Source organism: Acidovorax sp. (assembly GCF_046339755.1).
Classification (GTDB): domain Bacteria; phylum Pseudomonadota; class Gammaproteobacteria; order Burkholderiales; family Burkholderiaceae_C; genus Acidovorax.
In genome coordinates, this window is record NZ_JBKDTZ010000168.1 from 1 (window position 1) to 17,081 (window position 17,081).

The 17,081-nt window shown below is 63.1% G+C and carries 17 protein-coding genes, 2 tRNA genes and 1 pseudogene; 9 read left to right on the forward strand and 11 right to left on the reverse strand.

Annotated elements, in window-relative coordinates; translation table 11 throughout:
• Window positions 1–36: 36 nt before the first annotated feature.
• Window positions 37–348 carry a 50S ribosomal protein L21 gene (rplU, locus tag ACK59X_RS13955; protein ID WP_409957940.1) on the reverse strand — a complete coding sequence of 104 codons (312 nt, stop codon included), beginning with the start codon at window positions 346–348 and terminating at the stop codon, window positions 37–39.
• Window positions 349–574: 226 nt separating this feature from the next.
• Here rplU and ACK59X_RS13960 point away from each other — a divergent pair, with 226 nt between their 5' ends.
• The 8 genes from ACK59X_RS13960 (at window position 575) to ACK59X_RS13995 (ending at window position 7,348) form a co-directional block, all read left to right on the forward strand.
• The gene (locus tag ACK59X_RS13960; RefSeq protein ID WP_409957970.1) at window positions 575–1,504 is read left to right on the forward strand and encodes a polyprenyl synthetase family protein; all 930 of its coding nucleotides are present in this window, start codon (window positions 575–577) and stop codon (window positions 1,502–1,504) included.
• A gap of 48 nt (window positions 1,505–1,552) precedes the next feature.
• A tRNA-Pro gene (locus tag ACK59X_RS13965) sits at window positions 1,553–1,629 on the forward strand.
• Between the two features lie 140 nt (window positions 1,630–1,769).
• A complete protein-coding gene (pilB, locus tag ACK59X_RS13970) occupies window positions 1,770–3,506 on the forward strand; it encodes a type IV-A pilus assembly ATPase PilB (RefSeq protein ID WP_409957942.1) in 1,737 nt (578 codons plus the stop codon).
• A gap of 28 nt (window positions 3,507–3,534) precedes the next feature.
• Window positions 3,535–4,755 carry a type II secretion system F family protein gene (locus ACK59X_RS13975; protein WP_409957944.1) on the forward strand — a complete coding sequence of 407 codons (1,221 nt, stop codon included), beginning with the start codon at window positions 3,535–3,537 and terminating at the stop codon, window positions 4,753–4,755.
• Complete coding sequence (locus ACK59X_RS13980; protein ID WP_409957946.1) at window positions 4,755–5,663, forward strand: prepilin peptidase; 909 nt, start codon at window positions 4,755–4,757, stop codon at window positions 5,661–5,663. Before ACK59X_RS13975 ends, ACK59X_RS13980 begins: the two co-directional genes overlap by 1 nt.
• A gap of 3 nt (window positions 5,664–5,666) precedes the next feature.
• Window positions 5,667–6,266 (forward strand): dephospho-CoA kinase, encoded by a 600-nt coding sequence (coaE, locus tag ACK59X_RS13985; protein WP_409957948.1) that lies wholly within the window; start codon window positions 5,667–5,669, stop codon window positions 6,264–6,266.
• A 90-nt stretch (window positions 6,267–6,356) separates the two neighbouring features.
• Complete coding sequence (gene zapD, locus ACK59X_RS13990) at window positions 6,357–7,112, forward strand: cell division protein ZapD (protein WP_409957950.1); 756 nt, start codon at window positions 6,357–6,359, stop codon at window positions 7,110–7,112.
• Window positions 7,113–7,126: 14 nt separating this feature from the next.
• Window positions 7,127–7,348, forward strand: coding sequence for a DNA gyrase inhibitor YacG (locus ACK59X_RS13995; RefSeq protein ID WP_409957952.1), 222 nt, complete (start codon window positions 7,127–7,129; stop codon window positions 7,346–7,348).
• A gap of 9 nt (window positions 7,349–7,357) precedes the next feature.
• On the opposite strand, the gene ACK59X_RS14000 is transcribed toward ACK59X_RS13995, so the two are convergent.
• The 5 genes from ACK59X_RS14000 to ACK59X_RS14020 all read right to left on the reverse strand — a co-directional run bounded on the left by ACK59X_RS14000 (window position 7,358) and on the right by ACK59X_RS14020 (window position 13,919).
• Window positions 7,358–7,831, reverse strand: a complete 474-nt coding sequence (locus ACK59X_RS14000; protein WP_409957954.1) for an NUDIX domain-containing protein — start codon at window positions 7,829–7,831, stop codon at window positions 7,358–7,360.
• Entirely contained in the window at window positions 7,809–8,681 is an 873-nt protein-coding gene (locus tag ACK59X_RS14005) for an ATP-binding protein (protein WP_409957956.1), read from the reverse strand. Before ACK59X_RS14005 ends, ACK59X_RS14000 begins: the two co-directional genes overlap by 23 nt.
• 19 nt (window positions 8,682–8,700) lie before the next feature.
• Window positions 8,701–9,930, reverse strand: coding sequence for a bifunctional glutamate N-acetyltransferase/amino-acid acetyltransferase ArgJ (gene argJ, locus ACK59X_RS14010; RefSeq protein ID WP_409957958.1), 1,230 nt, complete (start codon window positions 9,928–9,930; stop codon window positions 8,701–8,703).
• A gap of 103 nt (window positions 9,931–10,033) precedes the next feature.
• Window positions 10,034–12,799 (reverse strand): preprotein translocase subunit SecA, encoded by a 2,766-nt coding sequence (secA, locus tag ACK59X_RS14015; protein ID WP_409957960.1) that lies wholly within the window; start codon window positions 12,797–12,799, stop codon window positions 10,034–10,036.
• A 139-nt stretch (window positions 12,800–12,938) separates the two neighbouring features.
• Window positions 12,939–13,919: a M23 family metallopeptidase gene (locus tag ACK59X_RS14020; RefSeq protein ID WP_409957962.1), complete on the reverse strand. Its 981-nt coding sequence runs from the start codon at window positions 13,917–13,919 to the stop codon at window positions 12,939–12,941.
• A 32-nt stretch (window positions 13,920–13,951) separates the two neighbouring features.
• On the opposite strand from ACK59X_RS14020, the gene ACK59X_RS14025 reads away from it, so the two are divergent.
• Window positions 13,952–14,251, forward strand: coding sequence for a hypothetical protein (locus tag ACK59X_RS14025; protein WP_409957964.1), 300 nt, complete (start codon window positions 13,952–13,954; stop codon window positions 14,249–14,251).
• Window positions 14,252–14,411: 160 nt separating this feature from the next.
• Here ACK59X_RS14025 and ACK59X_RS14030 read toward each other — a convergent pair.
• From ACK59X_RS14030 to ACK59X_RS14050, 5 genes and pseudogenes are all read right to left on the reverse strand, one after another.
• A tRNA-Thr gene (locus ACK59X_RS14030) sits at window positions 14,412–14,487 on the reverse strand.
• Window positions 14,488–14,546: 59 nt separating this feature from the next.
• Window positions 14,547–15,110, reverse strand: a complete 564-nt coding sequence (locus ACK59X_RS14035; RefSeq protein WP_409957966.1) for a ClpXP protease specificity-enhancing factor — start codon at window positions 15,108–15,110, stop codon at window positions 14,547–14,549.
• Window positions 15,111–15,154: 44 nt separating this feature from the next.
• On the reverse strand, window positions 15,155–15,766 hold the full coding sequence (locus ACK59X_RS14040; protein ID WP_007854512.1) for a glutathione S-transferase N-terminal domain-containing protein: 612 nt from the start codon (window positions 15,764–15,766) through the stop codon (window positions 15,155–15,157).
• A 107-nt stretch (window positions 15,767–15,873) separates the two neighbouring features.
• The gene (locus ACK59X_RS14045; protein ID WP_409957968.1) at window positions 15,874–16,632 is read right to left on the reverse strand and encodes a cytochrome c1; all 759 of its coding nucleotides are present in this window, start codon (window positions 16,630–16,632) and stop codon (window positions 15,874–15,876) included.
• 16 nt (window positions 16,633–16,648) lie between these two features.
• Window positions 16,649–17,081, reverse strand: a pseudogene (locus ACK59X_RS14050) (cytochrome bc complex cytochrome b subunit); the annotation flags it as partial.

The window sequence follows — 17,081 nt, forward strand, 5'->3', positions numbered from 1 at the left end:
GCCGCCTTTTTTCTGTGCCATGACATCAGCTCCTTCTTAAGCAGCGATCACACCGATTTGCAGTTCGGTGAACTGCTGGCGGTGACCTTGACGTTTCTGATAGTGCTTGCGACGGCGCATCTTGAAGATGTGCACTTTGTCGTGCTTGCCGTGGGCCACGACAGTGGCTTTGACCGTTGCACCGGACACCAGGGGCGCGCCTACCTTCAGTTCAGCGCCGTTGCCGACAGCCAGAACCTGGTCGATCACAATTTCCTGGCCTACGTCCGCAGCAATCTGTTCTACTTTAATTTTTTCGCCGGAAGCAACGCGATACTGCTTGCCGCCGGTTTTTATGACCGCGTACATGTTGACCTCTTGATTTGAGTTCTGCAGACGAATTTCTGCAGAGCCCGCCAGTTTAGCATAGCCTCAAGATCGTGGCAAGCCAGCGACATCCGCAACGGACGTGGCCTGCCGCCAGGGCGGGAAGGCCATGGCCGTTCCTATAATCCGCTGCACTTCGAGCGCTCCTATCTTGACTGATCACTCTCCAACAGCCGCCACGCCCGCACTCACGCTCATCGCTGCCGACATGCACGAGGTGGACCGGGTGATTGCCGCACGCTTGACTTCCTCCGTCCCCCTGGTCGCACAGATTTCGCAGTACATCATCGCGGCGGGCGGCAAGCGCCTGCGCCCCGCGCTTTTGCTGCTGGTGTGCGGCGCCCTGGGCTACCGCGGCGTGCACCGCTTCGGCCTGGCGGCTGTGGTGGAACTGATCCACACTGCCACCCTGCTGCACGACGATGTGGTGGACGCGTCGACCCTGCGGCGCGGCCGCGCGACGGCCAACGAAACCTTCGGAAACCCGGCCAGCGTGCTGGTGGGCGACTTTCTGCACACCCGCTCCTTTCAGATGATGGTCGAGACCGGAAGCATGCGGGTCATGGAGATCCTCTCGGAAGCCACGAACGTGATCGCCGAGGGAGAAGTGCAGCAGCTCATGAACATGCACGATGCCTCGCTGGATGAAGAGGGCTACCTGCGGGTCATCCGCTCCAAGACCGCCAAGCTCTTCGAGGCGAGCGCACGCCTGGGTGCCATCCTGGCGGGCAGCCCACCCGAGCTGGAGGAAGCCTGCGCAATGTACGGCCAAGCCCTGGGAACCGCCTTCCAGATCATCGACGATGTGCTTGACTACGATGGCAACGCCAGCGAGATGGGCAAGAACCTCGGGGATGACCTGCGCGAGGGCAAATCCACCCTGCCTCTGATCGCCGCAATGCAGCGCGGCGCGGCGGCACAGGCGGCGATCATCCGCGAAGCCATCGAGCAGGGCTCCACCGAACAGCTCCCCGCCATCATCGCCATCGTCCGGGAGACGGGCGCACTGGAAGTCACCCGGGCCGCAGCGGTCTCGGAGGCCCGCCGGGCCATTGCGGCCCTGCAGGCCTTTCCCGACAACGAATACACCGCTGGTTTGCTACACTTGGCATCTCAATTGCTGGACCGCCGCGCCTAGGGCATTGCCCCGACGCCCGGCCGGTTCAGGCGCCCCACGGGCGCCACACGGGGTGTAGCTTAGCCTGGTAGAGCGCTACGTTCGGGACGTAGAGGCCGGAGGTTCGAATCCTCTCACCCCGACCAGCCACCTGCGGTGGTCGGCTTTGCACACAAATCCATTTCCAACTGTGGTTCAGGCGCCAATATGCAGCGCTGTACAGGTCTTTGCCGATAGGCGATGATAGGATGGCCTGCTGTTCAATTCCTAACACATTACCGGTTACATGGCTGCTGTAGATACTGCTCAGAAAGAAACACCTGCAATAGCCCTTCCGGGCTTGGGCCGGGCGTTGATGTCTGCGGGAAAGCTGACCCAAAAAGCAGCCGAAGATATTTACAAAAAGTCACAAGTCAACCGGACCAGCTTTATTGCGGAATTAACGGGCTCGGGCGTTGTGTCGGCCACCGATCTGGCCCATACGGTATCCGCCGTTTTCGGAGCCCCCCTGCTGGACCTGGAGGCCATCGACCCCCTGCGGCTGCCCAAGGACCTGCTGGACGTCAAGATCTGCCAATCCTACCGGGTGGTGGTGCTGAGCAAGCGCAACAACCGGCTGATCGTTGCAACCGCTGACCCCACGGACCAGGAGGCCGCCGAGAAAATCAAGTTCACGACCCAGATGGGAGTGGACTGGATTATTGCCGAATATGACAAGTTGAATCGCCTGGTGGAAAGCAGCACGAAGTCGACAAGCGAGTCGATGGAAGGCATGACCAGCGGGAACGACTTTGAATTCGACGATATCCCGATCGAAGAAGCGGCGGACCCGGCCGATGCCGGCGCTTCCGACGTCGAGGATGCCCCGGTCGTCAAGTTCCTGCACAAGATGCTGCTGGATGCCTTCAATATGCGGGCATCCGATCTGCATTTCGAGCCTTATGAGCACCAGTACCGCGTGCGTTTCCGCATTGACGGCGAGCTCCGGGAAATCACCTCGCCGCCAATCGCCATCAAGGACAAGCTGGCATCGCGTATCAAGGTGATTTCGCGCATGGATATTTCCGAAAAGCGCGTGCCCCAAGACGGAAAGATGAAACTGAAAATCGGCCCCGACCGGGTGATCGATTTTCGGGTGAGTACCTTGCCCACGCTGTTCGGCGAGAAGATCGTGATCCGTATTCTGGATCCCTCCAGCGCCAAGCTGGGCATTGACGCGCTAGGCTACGAGCCCGAAGAGAAGGCGCGCCTGCTCGACGCCATCAGCCGCCCTTACGGCATGATTCTGGTGACCGGCCCGACCGGCTCGGGCAAGACGGTGTCTCTGTACACCTGCCTGAACCTGCTGAACAAGCCGGGGGTGAACATCGCCACGGCAGAAGACCCATCGGAAATCAACCTGCCGGGCGTGAACCAGGTGAACGTCAACGACAAGGCGGGTCTGACATTCGCGGTGGCGCTCAAGTCCTTTCTGCGCCAGGATCCCGACATCATCATGGTGGGGGAAATCCGCGATCTGGAGACGGCCGATATTTCGATCAAGGCCGCCCAGACCGGTCACTTGGTGCTATCCACGCTGCACACCAACGATGCCCCGACGACGCTCACGCGGATGCGCAACATGGGCATTGCGCCGTTCAATATTGCATCCAGCGTCATCCTGATTACCGCCCAACGCTTGGCCCGTCGACTTTGCCCTGTGTGCAAGGCACCCGCGGACATACCCCACGAAGCGCTGGTCGATGCGGGCTATCCCGATGAAGAACTGGACGGCTCCTGGGTCCCCTACAAGCCCGTGGGCTGCTCGGCCTGCAACAATGGGTACAAGGGCCGGGTCGGCATCTACCAGGTGATGCCCATCTCCGAAGAAATCCAGCGGATCATCCTGCGCGACGGCAGCGCCCTGGAGATTGCCGAGCAGGCCAGGAACGAAGGCGTGCGGTCCCTGCGCGAGGCTGCCCTGCACAAGGCCAAGCTGGGCCTGACCTCTCTTGAAGAGGTGCTGGCCGTGACCAACGAATAAGCATTACAGAATAGCGACGGGGAACACCATGGCAACTGCAGCAGCAACCAAGGACATCAAGGATTTCGTCTTCGAATGGGAAGGCAAGGACCGCTCCGGCAAGATCGTGCGTGGAGAAATCCGCGCGGGGGGCGAAAACCAGGTCCAGGCCACCTTGCGCCGCCAGGGCGTGTTTCCGACCAAGATCAAGAAACGGCGCATGAGGTCGGGCAAGAAGATCAAGCCCAAGGACATTGCCTTGTTCACGCGCCAGCTGGCCACCATGATGAAGGCCGGTGTGCCGCTGCTGCAGTCGTTCGACATTGTCGGCCGCGGCAACACCAATCCCAGCGTAACCAAGCTGCTCAACGACATCCGCACCGATGTGGAGACAGGCACCTCGCTGAATGCCGCCTTCCGCAAGCATCCGCTGTACTTCGATACCCTCTACTGCAACCTGGTGGAGGCCGGCGAAGCGGCCGGTATCCTGGAAGCCCTGCTGGACCGCCTGGCGACCTACATGGAGAAGACCGAGGCCATCAAGTCCAAGATCAAGTCGGCCTTGATGTACCCCATCTCTGTGGTCATCGTGGCCTTCGTCGTGGTCACGGTGATCATGATTTTTGTGATTCCTGCGTTCAAGGACGTTTTCGCCTCCTTTGGCGCAGATCTGCCGGCACCGACCCTTCTCGTGATGGGTATCAGCGACGTGTTCGTCAAATGGTGGTGGCTGATCTTCGGCGTCATTGGCGGCGGTTTCTATTTTTTCATGCAGGCATGGCGCCGCAATGAGAAAATGCAACGCTTCATGGACCGGGTTCTTCTGAAAATTCCAATTTTCGGTGCCCTGATCGATAAATCCTGCGTGGCCCGCTGGACCCGGACATTGGCCACAATGTTCGCAGCTGGCGTGCCGCTGGTGGAGGCGCTCGATTCCGTGGGTGGTGCTTCAGGCAATTCGGTCTACGTTGTGGCCACCGAAAAGATCCAGCAGGAAGTCTCCACTGGCACCAGCCTCACTGCGGCCATGGGCAATGCCAATATCTTTCCGTCGATGGTGCTGCAGATGTGCGCGATCGGTGAAGAATCCGGTTCAATCGACCATATGCTGGGCAAGGCCGCCGATTTCTACGAAGCCGAGGTCGACGAAATGGTCGCAGGCCTTTCCAGCCTGATGGAGCCCATCATCATCGTTTTCCTGGGCACCCTGATCGGTGGAATCGTGGTGTCGATGTACCTGCCCATCTTCAAGCTCGGCCAGGTCATTTGATGCTCCTGGATCCGTGGTGGAGCGCCGCGCTGTTCGGCGTGCTGGGCCTGTTGATCGGCAGTTTTCTGAATGTGGTGATCTACCGGCTGCCCAAGATGATGGAGCGGCAGTGGAACGAAGAAGTGGCGGCATACGCGGCAGAACAGGCAGCGCGGCTGTCCCCAGGCTCAGCGGCTGCCCAAGCCATCGAAGCACCGCAGCAGCCCCCGGCAGAGCCCTTCAACCTTATGGTGCCGCGCTCGCGCTGCCCGGCCTGTGGGCACATGGTGCAGTGGTATGAGAACATTCCTGTCCTGAGCTATCTGTTCCTGCGCGGCAATTGCTCGTCCTGCGGGGTGCGCATCAGCGTGCGCTACCCCTTGGTGGAATTGGGTACAGCAGGCCTGTTTGCCTTTCTGGGACATGGGGGAGGGCTGTCTGCACCCACCCTGGCCTGGTGCCTTTTCGCCGCAGCGATGGTGGCACTTGCCATGATCGATTGGGACACGACCCTGCTGCCTGACGACATCACCCTGCCCTTGCTGTGGGCGGGCTTGATCGGGTCCACGCTGGGGTGGACGGGCCTGGCCCCGGCCACATCGATAGCGGGATCGGCCGCAGGCTACCTCTCCTTGTGGCTTGTGTACTGGGGCTTCAAGCTGGCCACCGGCAAGGAGGGCATGGGCTATGGCGACTTCAAGTTGTTCGCCGCGCTCGGCGCCTGGTTTGGCTGGCAGGCCCTGGTGCCGATCATCCTTATGGCATCGGTGATTGGCGCCATCGTGGGTCTGGCCATGAAATTCCGGAACCAGCTGCGCGAAGGAGGCTATGTGCCTTTCGGCCCCTTCCTCGTAGGGGCCGGGCTGGCCTCGATGGTATTCACCCCTGAGGCGATTCTCCAGGCGGTGCTGGGTCGGCTGGGGCTGTAGAGCATGCGCATCGGCCTGACCGGGGGAATCGGCAGCGGCAAGAGCACCTTCGGCCAGCTGCTGGCCTCCCTGGGCGCGGCGCTGATCGACGCCGACCAGATCGCGCGCAGCGTGACGGGCCCGGGCGGCACCGCCATCAACGCGATCCGCCAGACCTTCGGCCCCGACTATGTCGATGCCGCGGGCGCGCTCGACAGGGCCCGCATGCGCACCCTGGCCTTCTCCGACGCCGATGCCCGGCTGCGCCTCGAATCCATCGTGCACCCTCTGGTGACGCAGCACAGCGCCGAGCAGGCCCGCCAGGCCCTGCACGACGGAAAGCGGCTGATCGTGCACGACATCCCCCTGCTCGTGGAATCCGGGCGCTGGGCCCGGCAGCTCGATGCCGTGGTGGTGATCGACTGCCCCGCGAAAACCCAGATCGAGCGCGTGGTGCAGCGCAACGGCCTTGCGCGGGAGGCCGTGCAAGCCATCCTGTCGCACCAGGCCCAGCGACCGGTGCGCCGTGCAGCGGCCGATGCCGTAGTGTTCAACGGCCCGCACTGCACATTGACGCAATTGCAGGCCCAGGCCGTGCAGCTTGGGCAGCTGTTCGGGCTATGATGCATGCGCAGCCCGGTGCGCCCTGTCTTTGCGGGGTGCACGCCAACGGTGCCACAGAACACCCCCTGAGAGCCCCGGGAACCCGCCAGCGTGATCCTTTACGAATACCCTTTCAATGAGCGCCTCAGGACGTACCTGCGTCTGGAGCAACTGTTTCGCCGGCTCGGCGAACTGATCCCGCGCTCCCACGCCCTGGACCACCACTTTGCGCTGGTCACGATCTTCGAGATCATGGATGTGGCCTCGCGCGCCGACCTGAAGTCGGACGTGCTCAAGGACATCGAAAAGCACAAGCACCAGCTGGAAGGCTATCGGGGCAACCCGTCGATCTCGGAAGCCGCGCTGGAAGCTGTCATTGCCCAGCTCGACCATTGCTTCACGGCATTGAATACCCAGAATGGCAAGTCCGGCCATGCCCTCACGGAAAACGACTGGCTGATGAGCATCCGCAGCCGCGTCGGCATTCCGGGCGGCACCTGCGGGTTCGATCTGCCCGCCTACTACGCCTGGCAGCACCGTGACGTGGGCTACCGCCAGAATGCGCTGCAGGAATGGGCCTCCACGCTCGCGCCCCTGGCCGAGTCGATCTACGTGCTGCTCAAGCTGCTGCGCGACTCCGGCGTACCGCAGAAGGTGGCGGCAGAGCGTGGCCAGTTCCAGCAAAACCTGCCCCAGGGCCGCACCTTCCAGTTGCTGCGCCTGCGCATGGACCCGTCGCTGGGGCTCATCCCTGAGATCAGCGGAAACCGGCTGATCGTCTCGGTGCGGCTCATGCGACAGGAAGCCGATGGCCGGCTGCATTCCTGCGCCGAGGATGCCGCGTTCGAGCTCACCCTGTGCGCATGAAGGAGACGCTCACCATGGCCCAACCACCCAAATCGAGCGATACCACGGCCCGCATCGTCGTCTGCCCCACATGCGGAGGTGACAGCATCTACAGTCCTGCCAACGCCTACCGCCCCTTCTGCAGCGAGCGCTGCAAGCAGGTGGACCTGGGCGCCTGGGCCAGCGAAGACTTCCGCATGCCGGCCGAGGCGCCCCCTGCCGATGCCCAGTACGGCGATCCCAAGCTACAGCACTGATCGAGTCATTCAGGCGCTGGCTGGTTCTGGCGGAACGAAGACCAGACCCCGCTCCTTGGACAGCCATTCCAGCACCGGGTAGGCACCCGGCAACACCGGTTGGACGACCAGCGGCAGCTGCTGCCAAGCCATTTCCTGGCCCTCGCGCATCTCGAACTCACCCGTCCATGAATGCACCTTGCACCAATGCAGGCGCACCAGCGCGTGGGGATAGTCATGCTCGGTGACCTTCCAGACCTCGGCAGGGCCGATGGTCACGCCGAGTTCCTCGACGAGCTCGCGCCGAAGTGCCTGCTCCACGGTCTCGCCCTCTTCCAGCTTGCCGCCCGGAAACTCCCAATAGCCCGCATAAGGCTTGCCTGGCGGGCGGGTGGACAGCAGCAAGGCGCCGTCCGGGCGCACCAGGATGCCCACGGCCACTTCGGTGTGCTTGCGCACCGCCGCCTCGCCTGCCACGGGCTCAGCCACCGTTGCGCCCCGCATAGTCGCGCGCGAACTGGTAGGCCACCCGACCGCTGCGGGAACCACGCTCCAGTGCCCAGATCAGGGCCTGGGGACGGGCCGCCGCAATGTCATCCGCCGCGACACCCAGCGACGAGAGCCACTGCGCCACGATGGTCAGGTACTCGTCCTGGCTGAACGGGTAGAAGCTCACCCACAGGCCAAAGCGCTCCGACAGCGAGATCTTTTCCTCGACCACCTCACCCGGGTGCACCTCACCATCCTCGCTGTGCGTGTAGGTCAGGTTCTCGGCCATGTACTCGGGCAGCAGGTGGCGGCGGTTGCTGGTCGCGTAGATCAGCACGTTGGGCGTGGCGGCGGCGACCGACCCATCGAGGATGGACTTGAGCGCCTTGTAGCCGGGCTCGCCCTCCTCGAAGCTCAGGTCGTCGCAAAAGACGATGAACTTCTCGGGCCGGCCCGAGACCACGTCCACGATATCGGGCAGGTCGGTCAGATCGGCCTTGTCCACCTCGATCAGGCGCAAGCCCTGGGGGGCGAAGGCATTCAGGCAGGCCTTGATCAGCGAGGACTTGCCCGTACCGCGCGCGCCAGTGAGCAGCACGTTGTTGGCAGGCTTGCCGTCCACGAACTGGCGCGTGTTGCGTTCGATCTTGTCCTTTTGCCCGTCGATCTCCTTGAGCTCGGTGAGCGCCATCGCCGCCACGTGGCGCACAGGCTCCAGCATGCCGTGGCCGCTGCTGCGCTTGCGGTAGCGCCAGGCGATCGAGGCCGTCCAGTCGGGTGCCGAGAGGGGCTGCGGCAAGGCCGCTTCGATGCGCGTGATCAGTTGCTCCGCGCGCGCGATCAGGTGTTCCAGTGCGTGGTTCATGGGCCGGGGCCTCGCGATCTCAGGAGCGGTAGTCCGCGTTGATGGTCACGTACTCGTGGCTGAAGTCGCAGGTCCACACGGTGTCAGCCGCATCGCCCCGGCCCAGCAGCACGCGCACGGTGATCTCGCTTTGCTTCATCACGCGCTGGCCATCTTCCTCGCGGTAGGTCGGGTTGCGCCCACCCTTCACGGCCACGTGCACGTCGTCCAGGTACAGGTCGATGCCCGTCTGGTCCAGGTCGTCGATGCCAGCGTAGCCAACGGCCGCCAGAATGCGGCCCAGGTTCGGATCGCTGGCGAAGAAGGCCGTCTTGACCAGGGGCGAATGGGCGATGGCGTAGGCCACCTTGCGGCACTCGTCGCCGGTCTTGCCACCTTCGACGCGCACCGTGATGAACTTGGTGGCACCTTCGCCATCGCGCACGATGGCCTGGGCCAGCTTTTGCGCGACCTGCAGCATCGCAGCCTGCAAGGCCTTGCCTTCGGCGCTGGCCAGGTCGGTGATGGGCGCATGCGCCGCCTTGTTCGTGGCCACGACCACGAAGGAGTCGTTGGTCGAGGTGTCACCGTCAATGGTCACGCGGTTGAACGAGCCATCGGCCAACTCGCGCGCCAACTGCTGCATGACCGAGGGATGCACTGCCGCATCGGTGGCCATGAAGCCCAGCATGGTAGCCATGTTGGGGCGGATCATGCCGGCACCCTTGCTGATGCCGGTGATGGACACGGTCGTGCCCGCGATCTGCACCTGGGCCGAGAAGGCCTTTGGCAGCGTGTCGGTGGTCATGATGCCCTCGGCGGCACGCGCCCAGTGGCCCGGCTGCGCATCGGCAATGGCCGCCGGCAGGCCAGCCTCGATGCGGTCCACCGGCAGCGGCTCCATGATCACGCCGGTGGAGAAAGGCAGCACCTGCTCGGGCGCCACGTTCAACTGCCTGGCCAATGCCACGCAGGTCGAGCGGGCGCGTGCCAGGCCGTCCGCTCCAGTACCGGCATTGGCATTGCCCGTGTTGATCACCATCGCGCGGATGCCTTGCCCGCCAGCCAGGTGCTCGCGGCCGACCTGCACCGGCGCGGCACAAAAACGGTTCTGCGTGAACACGCCCGCCACGCTGGCGCCCTCGTCCAGCAGGAAGACGGTGAGGTCCTTGCGATTGGCCTTGCGGACACCGGCTTCGGCAACACCGATACGGACACCGGCAATCGGATGCAGATCGGCGGCAACGGGGGGAAGAAGATGAACGGGCATGGGAGAAGCTCTTTCGGAAGGAAAACTTGCGTCCGATTATGCGGAAAACCGTGGCGCACCAATGAAAACACGGGCCGAAGCCCGTGTTGTACCTGTCAGAAAATCAGGCCAGCTTGCCGTGGCACTGCTTGTACTTCTTGCCACTGCCGCAAGGGCAGGGGTCATTGCGTGCCACCCGCACGCCTTCGGGCAATGGCAACTCCTGGGCACCGGCGGCCTGGCGCTGCTCCAGCGTGGTTTCCACCTCGCCGGTCTCGGTCGGTGCCGTGTAGGTCACGTTGGCGATGCTTTCGGCGCGGCTCTCCATGTCCTGCGCCGCCTGGTCCAGCTGGGCCTGCGACTGCACCTGCACGGTCATCAGCACCTTGGTGACTTCGTTCTTGACCTGGTCGATCAGCTGGCGGAACAGCTCGAAGGCTTCGCGCTTGTATTCCTGCTTGGGCTGCTTCTGGGCGTAGCCGCGCAGGTGGATGCCCTGGCGCAGGTAATCGAGCGAGCTCAGGTGGTCGCGCCAGTTGGAGTCGAAATTCTGCAGCAGCACCACACGCTCGAACTGCGTGAAGTTGGCAAGGCCTACCTGCTCCACCTTGGCATCGAAGGCATCCTTGGCGGCCTGCACCACCTTCTCCAGGATCTCTTCGTCGGTAATGGCGCTCGATCCCTCGACGATGGCCTTGAGGTCGATCTGCACTTGCCACTCGTCGGCCAGCACCTTCTGCAGTGTGGGGATGTCCCACTGCTCCTCGACCGACTCGGCCGGCACATACTGGCGCACCAGGTCGGTCATACAGTCATCGCGCATGGCAGCGATCATGTCCGACAGGTCGGCCGAATCCAGGATTTCGTTGCGCTGCTGGTAGATCACCTTGCGCTGGTCGTTGGCCACATCGTCGTATTCCAGCAATTGCTTGCGGATGTCGAAGTTGCGGGCTTCCACCTTGCGCTGCGCCGATTCGATGCTGCGGGTCACGATGCCGGCCTCGATGGCCTCGCCATCGGGCATCTTCAGGCGGTCCATGATGGCCTTGACGCGGTCGCCCGCGAAGATGCGCATCAGCGAATCATCCAGACCCAGATAGAAACGCGAGGAGCCGGGATCGCCCTGGCGGCCCGAACGGCCGCGCAACTGGTTGTCGATGCGGCGCGACTCATGGCGCTCGGTGGCGATGATGCGCAGGCCACCCAGGGCCTTGACCTTTTCATGGTCCACGGCCCAGTCGGCACGCAGCTGGGCGATCCGGGCTTCGCGACCGGCCTCGTCCAGCGACCCGTCCGCCTCGACGGCAGCGATCAGCTTCTCGATGTTGCCGCCCAGCACAATGTCGGTACCACGCCCTGCCATGTTGGTGGCGATGGTGATCATGCCGGCACGGCCGGCCTGGGCCACAATGTCGGCCTCGCGGGCATGCTGCTTGGCGTTGAGCACCTGGTGCGGCAGGCCTTCCTTGTTGAGCAGCTGGTCGATGATTTCGGAGTTCTCGATCGACGTGGTACCCACCAGCACGGGCTGGCCACGCTCATGGCATTCGCGGATGTCCTTGATCGCGGCTTCGTACTTCTCGCGCGTGGTCTTGTAGACACGGTCGAGCTGGTCGTCGCGGCGGCTGGGACGGTTGGGCGGGATCACCGTGGTTTCCAGGCCGTAGATTTCCTGGAATTCGTAGGCTTCGGTGTCGGCCGTGCCAGTCATGCCGGCCAGCTTGCTGTACAGGCGGAAGTAGTTCTGGAAGGTGATCGAGGCCAGCGTCTGGTTCTCGGCCTGGATATTCACGCCTTCCTTGGCTTCGACGGCCTGGTGCAGGCCATCGCTCCAGCGGCGGCCCGACATCAGGCGGCCGGTGAATTCATCGACGATCACGATCTCGCCGTTCTGCACCACGTAGTGCTGGTCGCGGTGGTACAGGTGGTTGGCACGCAGCGCCGCATACAGGTGGTGCATGAGCGTGATGTTGGCCGGGTCGTAGACCGAAGCGCCTTCGGCGATCAGGCCATGGCTGGCCAGAATGCGCTCTGCGGTCTCGTGGCCCTGCTCGGTCAGGAACACCTGGTGGGTCTTCTCGTCCAGTGTGAAGTCGCCGGGCTTGGTCACACCCTCGCCAGTGCGCGGGTCGGCTTCCCCTTCTTGGCGCACGAGCGTGGGCACCACCTTGTTCATGGCGATGTACATCGCCGTGTGGTCTTCGGCCTGGCCGCTGATGATCAGGGGCGTGCGCGCTTCGTCGATCAGGATCGAGTCCACCTCGTCGACGATGGCGAAGTTCAGGCCCTGCTGCACACGGTCTGCGGCTTCGTAGACCATGTTGTCACGCAGGTAGTCGAAGCCATACTCGTTGTTCGTACCGTAGGTGATGTCCGCACGGTAGGCAGCCTGCTTCTCCTCGCGCGGCATGTTGGGCAGGTTGATGCCCACCGAAAGGCCCAGGAAGTTGTACAGCCGCCCCATCCACTGCGCATCGCGGTTGGCCAGGTAGTCGTTCACGGTCACCACATGCACGCCCTTGCCCGAAAGGGCATTGAGGTACACCGGCAGCGTGGCGGTCAGGGTCTTGCCCTCCCCCGTGCGCATTTCAGCGATCTTGCCGAAGTGCAGCGCCATGCCGCCCAGCAGCTGCACATCGAAGTGGCGCATCTTCATGATGCGCTTGGAGCCCTCGCGCACCACTGCAAACGCCTCGGGCAGGATGTCGTCCAGCGACTCGCCCTTGGCCACCCGGTCCTTGAACTCCTGCGTCTTGGCGCGACGCGCCTCGTCCGTCAGCTTCTCGTAGTCGGGCTCCATCGCATTGATGCGGGCAACCGTCTTGCGGTATTGCTTGAGAAGCCGGTCATTGCGGCTGCCGAATAGTTTGGTAAGGAAGTTGGTGGCCATGCGAACAGGACCGCCCCACCCGCTGCCAGCAGCGCGCGAAGCGACCGAAACCCCTAAGATGAATTGAGATCAGGTGGGTCCGCCGCCCGGTATTGCAAGAACTGCACTGCCGTGGGCGGCGAACGCCGGACCCGCGATTTTACCTGCCTGCCGCAGGGTTGCCGGAAGCAGCCACCAGGCCCGGCCTTTGCGCGGTGGCAACCTGCCCGCCAGCCACCGCGCTGCCGGCGCTGAGAAACTTCTGCGGGTCCTGGAAAACCCCCTGCACCAGCACTTCGAAATGCAGATGCGGGCCCGTGGAACGCCCGGTGGTACCCACCTCGGCGATCTTCTGCCCGCGTTTGACGATGTACCCTTGCTTCACGAGGGTACGCGAAGCCTGGGCTTCGCGCGTCTCCAACTGGTTGCGATGGTCCACCTCGATCATGTTGCCGTAGGCGGAGTGGTACTCCTGCGTGATGACCACGCCACCTGCCGCCGCCAGGATGGGCGTGCCTGTGTCGGCCTGGAAGTCGAGCCCGGTATGCAAAGCCGACTGCCCCGTGATCGGATCGATGCGCCAGCCGAAGGAGGAGCCAGGCAGCTTGCCCGCCACGGGCGCGTGCGTGGGAACCATCTTCTTGCGGATGTGCTGGTCGAACAGGCGCGACTCCATCACCGTCATCAGGTCCACACGCTGGTTGGTCAGGCGCTCCAGGTCATCGAGCGTGGCCTGCAACTCTTCCATGCTCAGGTTGTGGGCGCTCACCAGGGCACCACCGCGCCCATCGCTGCGCAGTTCGGTGGGTGGCATGCCCGCCAGCCCCAGCACGCGCTCGCCCAGGGATTCGAGCTGCACCATGCGCGCCTGCATCTCCCCCACGCGCTTGGCCATGGCATCGAGGTTGGCGCGCATGAAGCGGTCGCGCTCGGCGAATTCGTCCTTCACCACCAGGCGAACGAGGGTGCCGAAGACCGGCCAGCCCTCACGTGCACCTTTGAGGAAGACCCAGTGGTACATGCCGGCGGCCGTCACCATGAGTCCAAGCGAAAGAACCAGGCCCGCCAGCACAAGGCGGACTCCTGACAAGTGAATGGCGCGGCTGCGCGCCAAACGGGCGTCCGTGATAATCAGGTGCACTACGACATCTCCACGCCCACCGGCGCATCCCCATGACCCGCCGCCACCACGCCGTCACCCTACAGCAAGCCAGCGAGGAATCCCCCACGCTGCACATGCTCACCGCAATGACTCGCGACTCCAGCGATCGGCTCAAGGCCATTGAATTGTTGTTACCTGCCGGCCTGCGCCAGTCCGTCCAGGCCGGCCCCATCGATGAGAGCACCTGGTGCCTGCTGGTCAAGAGCAATGCCGCCGCGGCCAAGATCCGGCAACTGCTGCCTGCTCTGCAGGCGCACTTGCGCAGCCGGGGGTGGGAGGTTAACTCCATTCGGCTGAAAGTTCAAACCTGAAAAACAGGCCCAACGCCAATCAGTTGCTTGTCAAAAAGCTGCCAAATGGATATGGCAGTCACCCCAAGGCGTGCCGCCGCAGCATCCATTCCCCACACGACATGCGGATGAACGCTGCCCTTGCGGCGGAAGAATAAAGGGGGAGGGAAAGTAAGAAAGATGGTGCCGGTTGTCGGAATCGAACTGACGACCTACCGCTTACAAGGCGGGTGCTCTACCAACTGAGCTAAACCGGCGAAGGCTGGATTTTATCCTGCAAAAACAGCCCGAAAAACGAAGCGAGGGGTGTCTGGGCTCATTTCACCCGCTTGAGCGCCGGGCGGCTGCCACCGCCCGAGGGCGAAGGCCGCGGCGGGTTGCCATCGCCGCCATCGCCGCCATCGCCAGCGGTGGACTCGCCCGGCACCAGGTGGACCACACGGTCATCTGCTGGCGATGCCGATGGCGCCGCAACCACCGGCGGCACCTGGGACAGTTCGGCGGGCGCAGACACCGGTACCGAAAGGCCCTGCGGCTGGGCGCCGCCCACGAGGTTGTCCACCGGTGGCGGAAACGCCATGCCCTGCCCGTTTTCGCGCGCATAGATGGCGATCACCCGGCCCACAGGCACCAGGATCTCGCGCGGCTTGCCACCGAAACGGGCCTTGAACTCGATGAAGTCGTTGCCCAGTTGCAATGCGCTGGTGGCGTCATAGCTGATGTTCAAGACGATCTCGCCATCGTTGACGTATTCGCGCGGCACCTGCACGGAATCGTCCACCCGCACCGCCACGTAGGGCGTGAGCCCGTTGTCCGTGCACCATTCGTACAGGGCGCGGATCAGGTAGGGGCGTGTGGACGTGGATTCCGTGGCATTCATGGGCTAGGGGCAGGCGTTCAGGGACGGACGATGGCGCACGCGCGTTACTTGCGCATGACCTTTTCGGAAGGCGTCAGCGCTTCGATGTAGGCCGGGCGCGAGAAGATGCGCTCGGCATACTTGAGCAGCGGGGCCGCATTCTTGCTCAGGTCGATGCCATAGTAGTCCAGGCGCCACAGCAGCGGGGCAATGGCCACATCCAGCATGGAGAAGTTGTCGCCCAGCATGTACTTGTTCTTGAGGAACACGGGGGCCAGCTGCGTCAGGCGGTCACGGATGTGGGCACGCGCCTTTTCCAGCGCCTTTTCATTGCCCTTGGTCGCGCGCGACTCCAGGATGTTCACGTGCACGAACAGTTCCTTCTCGAAATTGAGCAGGAACAGGCGCACGCGGGCACGGTCCACCGGGTCGCCAGGCATCAGTTGCGGGTGCGGGAAGCGCTCGTCGATGTACTCGTTGATGATGTTCGACTCGTACAGGATCAGGTCGCGCTCGACCAGGATGGGCACCTGGCCGTAAGGGTTCATCACGCTGATGTCTTCGGGCTTGTTGTACAGGTCCACATCGCGGATTTCGAAATCCATGCCCTTTTCGAACAGAACGAAGCGGCAGCGGTGGGAGAAGGGACAGGTCGTTCCCGAGTAAAGCACCATCATGGTGTGAGGCTCCTAAAAATCAAAAGAGTGGGAGCCAAAAGCGCCCACTCTGTAAAGACCCGACCCCATCTTCCAAAAAGAAAGATGGGGCAGATGGATCCGGCTGTTTATTTGACGTCTTTCCAGAAGGAAGCGTTCAGTCTCCAGGCAATGACCGTGAAGACACCCAGGAAGATCAGCACCCAGACACCGACACGGATGCGGGTGTTCTGCGCGGGCTCGGCCATCCATTGCAGGTAGTTCACGAGATCGCCGACATTCTGGTCGAACTGCAGGGGCGACATGGTACCCGGAGTCACTTGCTGCCAACCCTTGAACACTTGCGTCTTGTGGCCATGGCTTTCGTGCTCCTCGAACACGGGACGGCGATCGCCCTGCATCTGCCACAGCGCATGCGGCATGCCCACGCTCGGGAATGCTAGGTTGTTCCAGCCCGTGGCCTTGGTGTCGTCGCGGTAGAAGGTGCGCAGGAAGGTGTACAGGTAGTCCGCCCCTGTGCCGCCATGGCCGGCACGCGAACGCGCGATCACGGTCAGGTCGGGCGGGTTGGCGCCGAACCATTCCTTGGCCTGCTTGGGATCGATGGACGCCTTCATGGTCTCGCCGACCTTGTCGGTCGTGAACAGCAGGTTGTCCTTGATCTCCTGCTCGGTCAGGCCGATGTCCTTCAGACGGTTGTAGCGCATGAACGCCGCCGAATGGCAGCTCAGGCAGTAGTTGACGAAGATCTTGGCGCCGTTTTGCAGCGATGCCAGGTCATTGGTCTTGTTGGGCGCCTTGTCCCAGGCGATGCCGCCTTCGGCGGCCTGCGCTGCACCCGAAACAATGCCCAGGGCTGCGATCAGCGTGAGGATGAGTTTCTTCATTGTTCTTGTCTCCCGCTCAGTGCGCGGCAAAGGTCACACGGTCAGGCACCGGCTTGGGTGTACCCAGGCGGCTCCACCAGGGCATCAGGATGAAGAAGCCGAAGTAGAACAAGGTACCCACCTGCGAGACGCGCTCGCCGATCGGCGACGGTGGCTGCACACCCAGGTAACCCAGAATCAGGAAGTTGATCACGAAGATGCCGTACAGGTACTTGTGCCAGTCGGGACGGTAGCGGATCGACCTGACCGGGCTGTAGTCCAGCCAGGGCAGGAAGAACAGGATGATCACGGCACCGCCCATCACCACAACGCCCCAGAACTTGGCGTCGATGGCCAGCATCAGCGCAGCCACCATCAGGGCAGCGACCACGGCACCGGCCTTGATGAAGCTCGGGATCCGGAGTTTGACCGAAGCCAGCACGGCGCCACCGACCACGCACAGGATCAGC

Coding starts and splice junctions, on each gene's coding strand:
- ACK59X_RS13995 (WP_409957952.1), top strand. CDS start 7,127: ATGGCCCAACCACCCAAATCGAGCGATACCACGGCCCGCATCGTCGTC.
- ACK59X_RS14005 (WP_409957956.1), bottom strand. CDS start 8,681: ATGAACCACGCACTGGAACACCTGATCGCGCGCGCGGAGCAACTGATC.
- ACK59X_RS14025 (WP_409957964.1), top strand. CDS start 13,952: ATGACCCGCCGCCACCACGCCGTCACCCTACAGCAAGCCAGCGAGGAA.
- rplU (WP_409957940.1), bottom strand. CDS start 348: ATGTACGCGGTCATAAAAACCGGCGGCAAGCAGTATCGCGTTGCTTCC.
- ACK59X_RS14000 (WP_409957954.1), bottom strand. CDS start 7,831: ATGCGGGGCGCAACGGTGGCTGAGCCCGTGGCAGGCGAGGCGGCGGTG.
- coaE (WP_409957948.1), top strand. CDS start 5,667: ATGCGCATCGGCCTGACCGGGGGAATCGGCAGCGGCAAGAGCACCTTC.
- ACK59X_RS14040 (WP_007854512.1), bottom strand. CDS start 15,766: ATGATGGTGCTTTACTCGGGAACGACCTGTCCCTTCTCCCACCGCTGC.
- ACK59X_RS13960 (WP_409957970.1), top strand. CDS start 575: ATGCACGAGGTGGACCGGGTGATTGCCGCACGCTTGACTTCCTCCGTC.
- ACK59X_RS14035 (WP_409957966.1), bottom strand. CDS start 15,110: ATGAATGCCACGGAATCCACGTCCACACGCCCCTACCTGATCCGCGCC.
- argJ (WP_409957958.1), bottom strand. CDS start 9,930: ATGCCCGTTCATCTTCTTCCCCCCGTTGCCGCCGATCTGCATCCGATT.
- secA (WP_409957960.1), bottom strand. CDS start 12,799: ATGGCCACCAACTTCCTTACCAAACTATTCGGCAGCCGCAATGACCGG.
- ACK59X_RS14045 (WP_409957968.1), bottom strand. CDS start 16,632: ATGAAGAAACTCATCCTCACGCTGATCGCAGCCCTGGGCATTGTTTCG.
- ACK59X_RS13975 (WP_409957944.1), top strand. CDS start 3,535: ATGGCAACTGCAGCAGCAACCAAGGACATCAAGGATTTCGTCTTCGAA.
- pilB (WP_409957942.1), top strand. CDS start 1,770: ATGGCTGCTGTAGATACTGCTCAGAAAGAAACACCTGCAATAGCCCTT.
- ACK59X_RS13980 (WP_409957946.1), top strand. CDS start 4,755: ATGCTCCTGGATCCGTGGTGGAGCGCCGCGCTGTTCGGCGTGCTGGGC.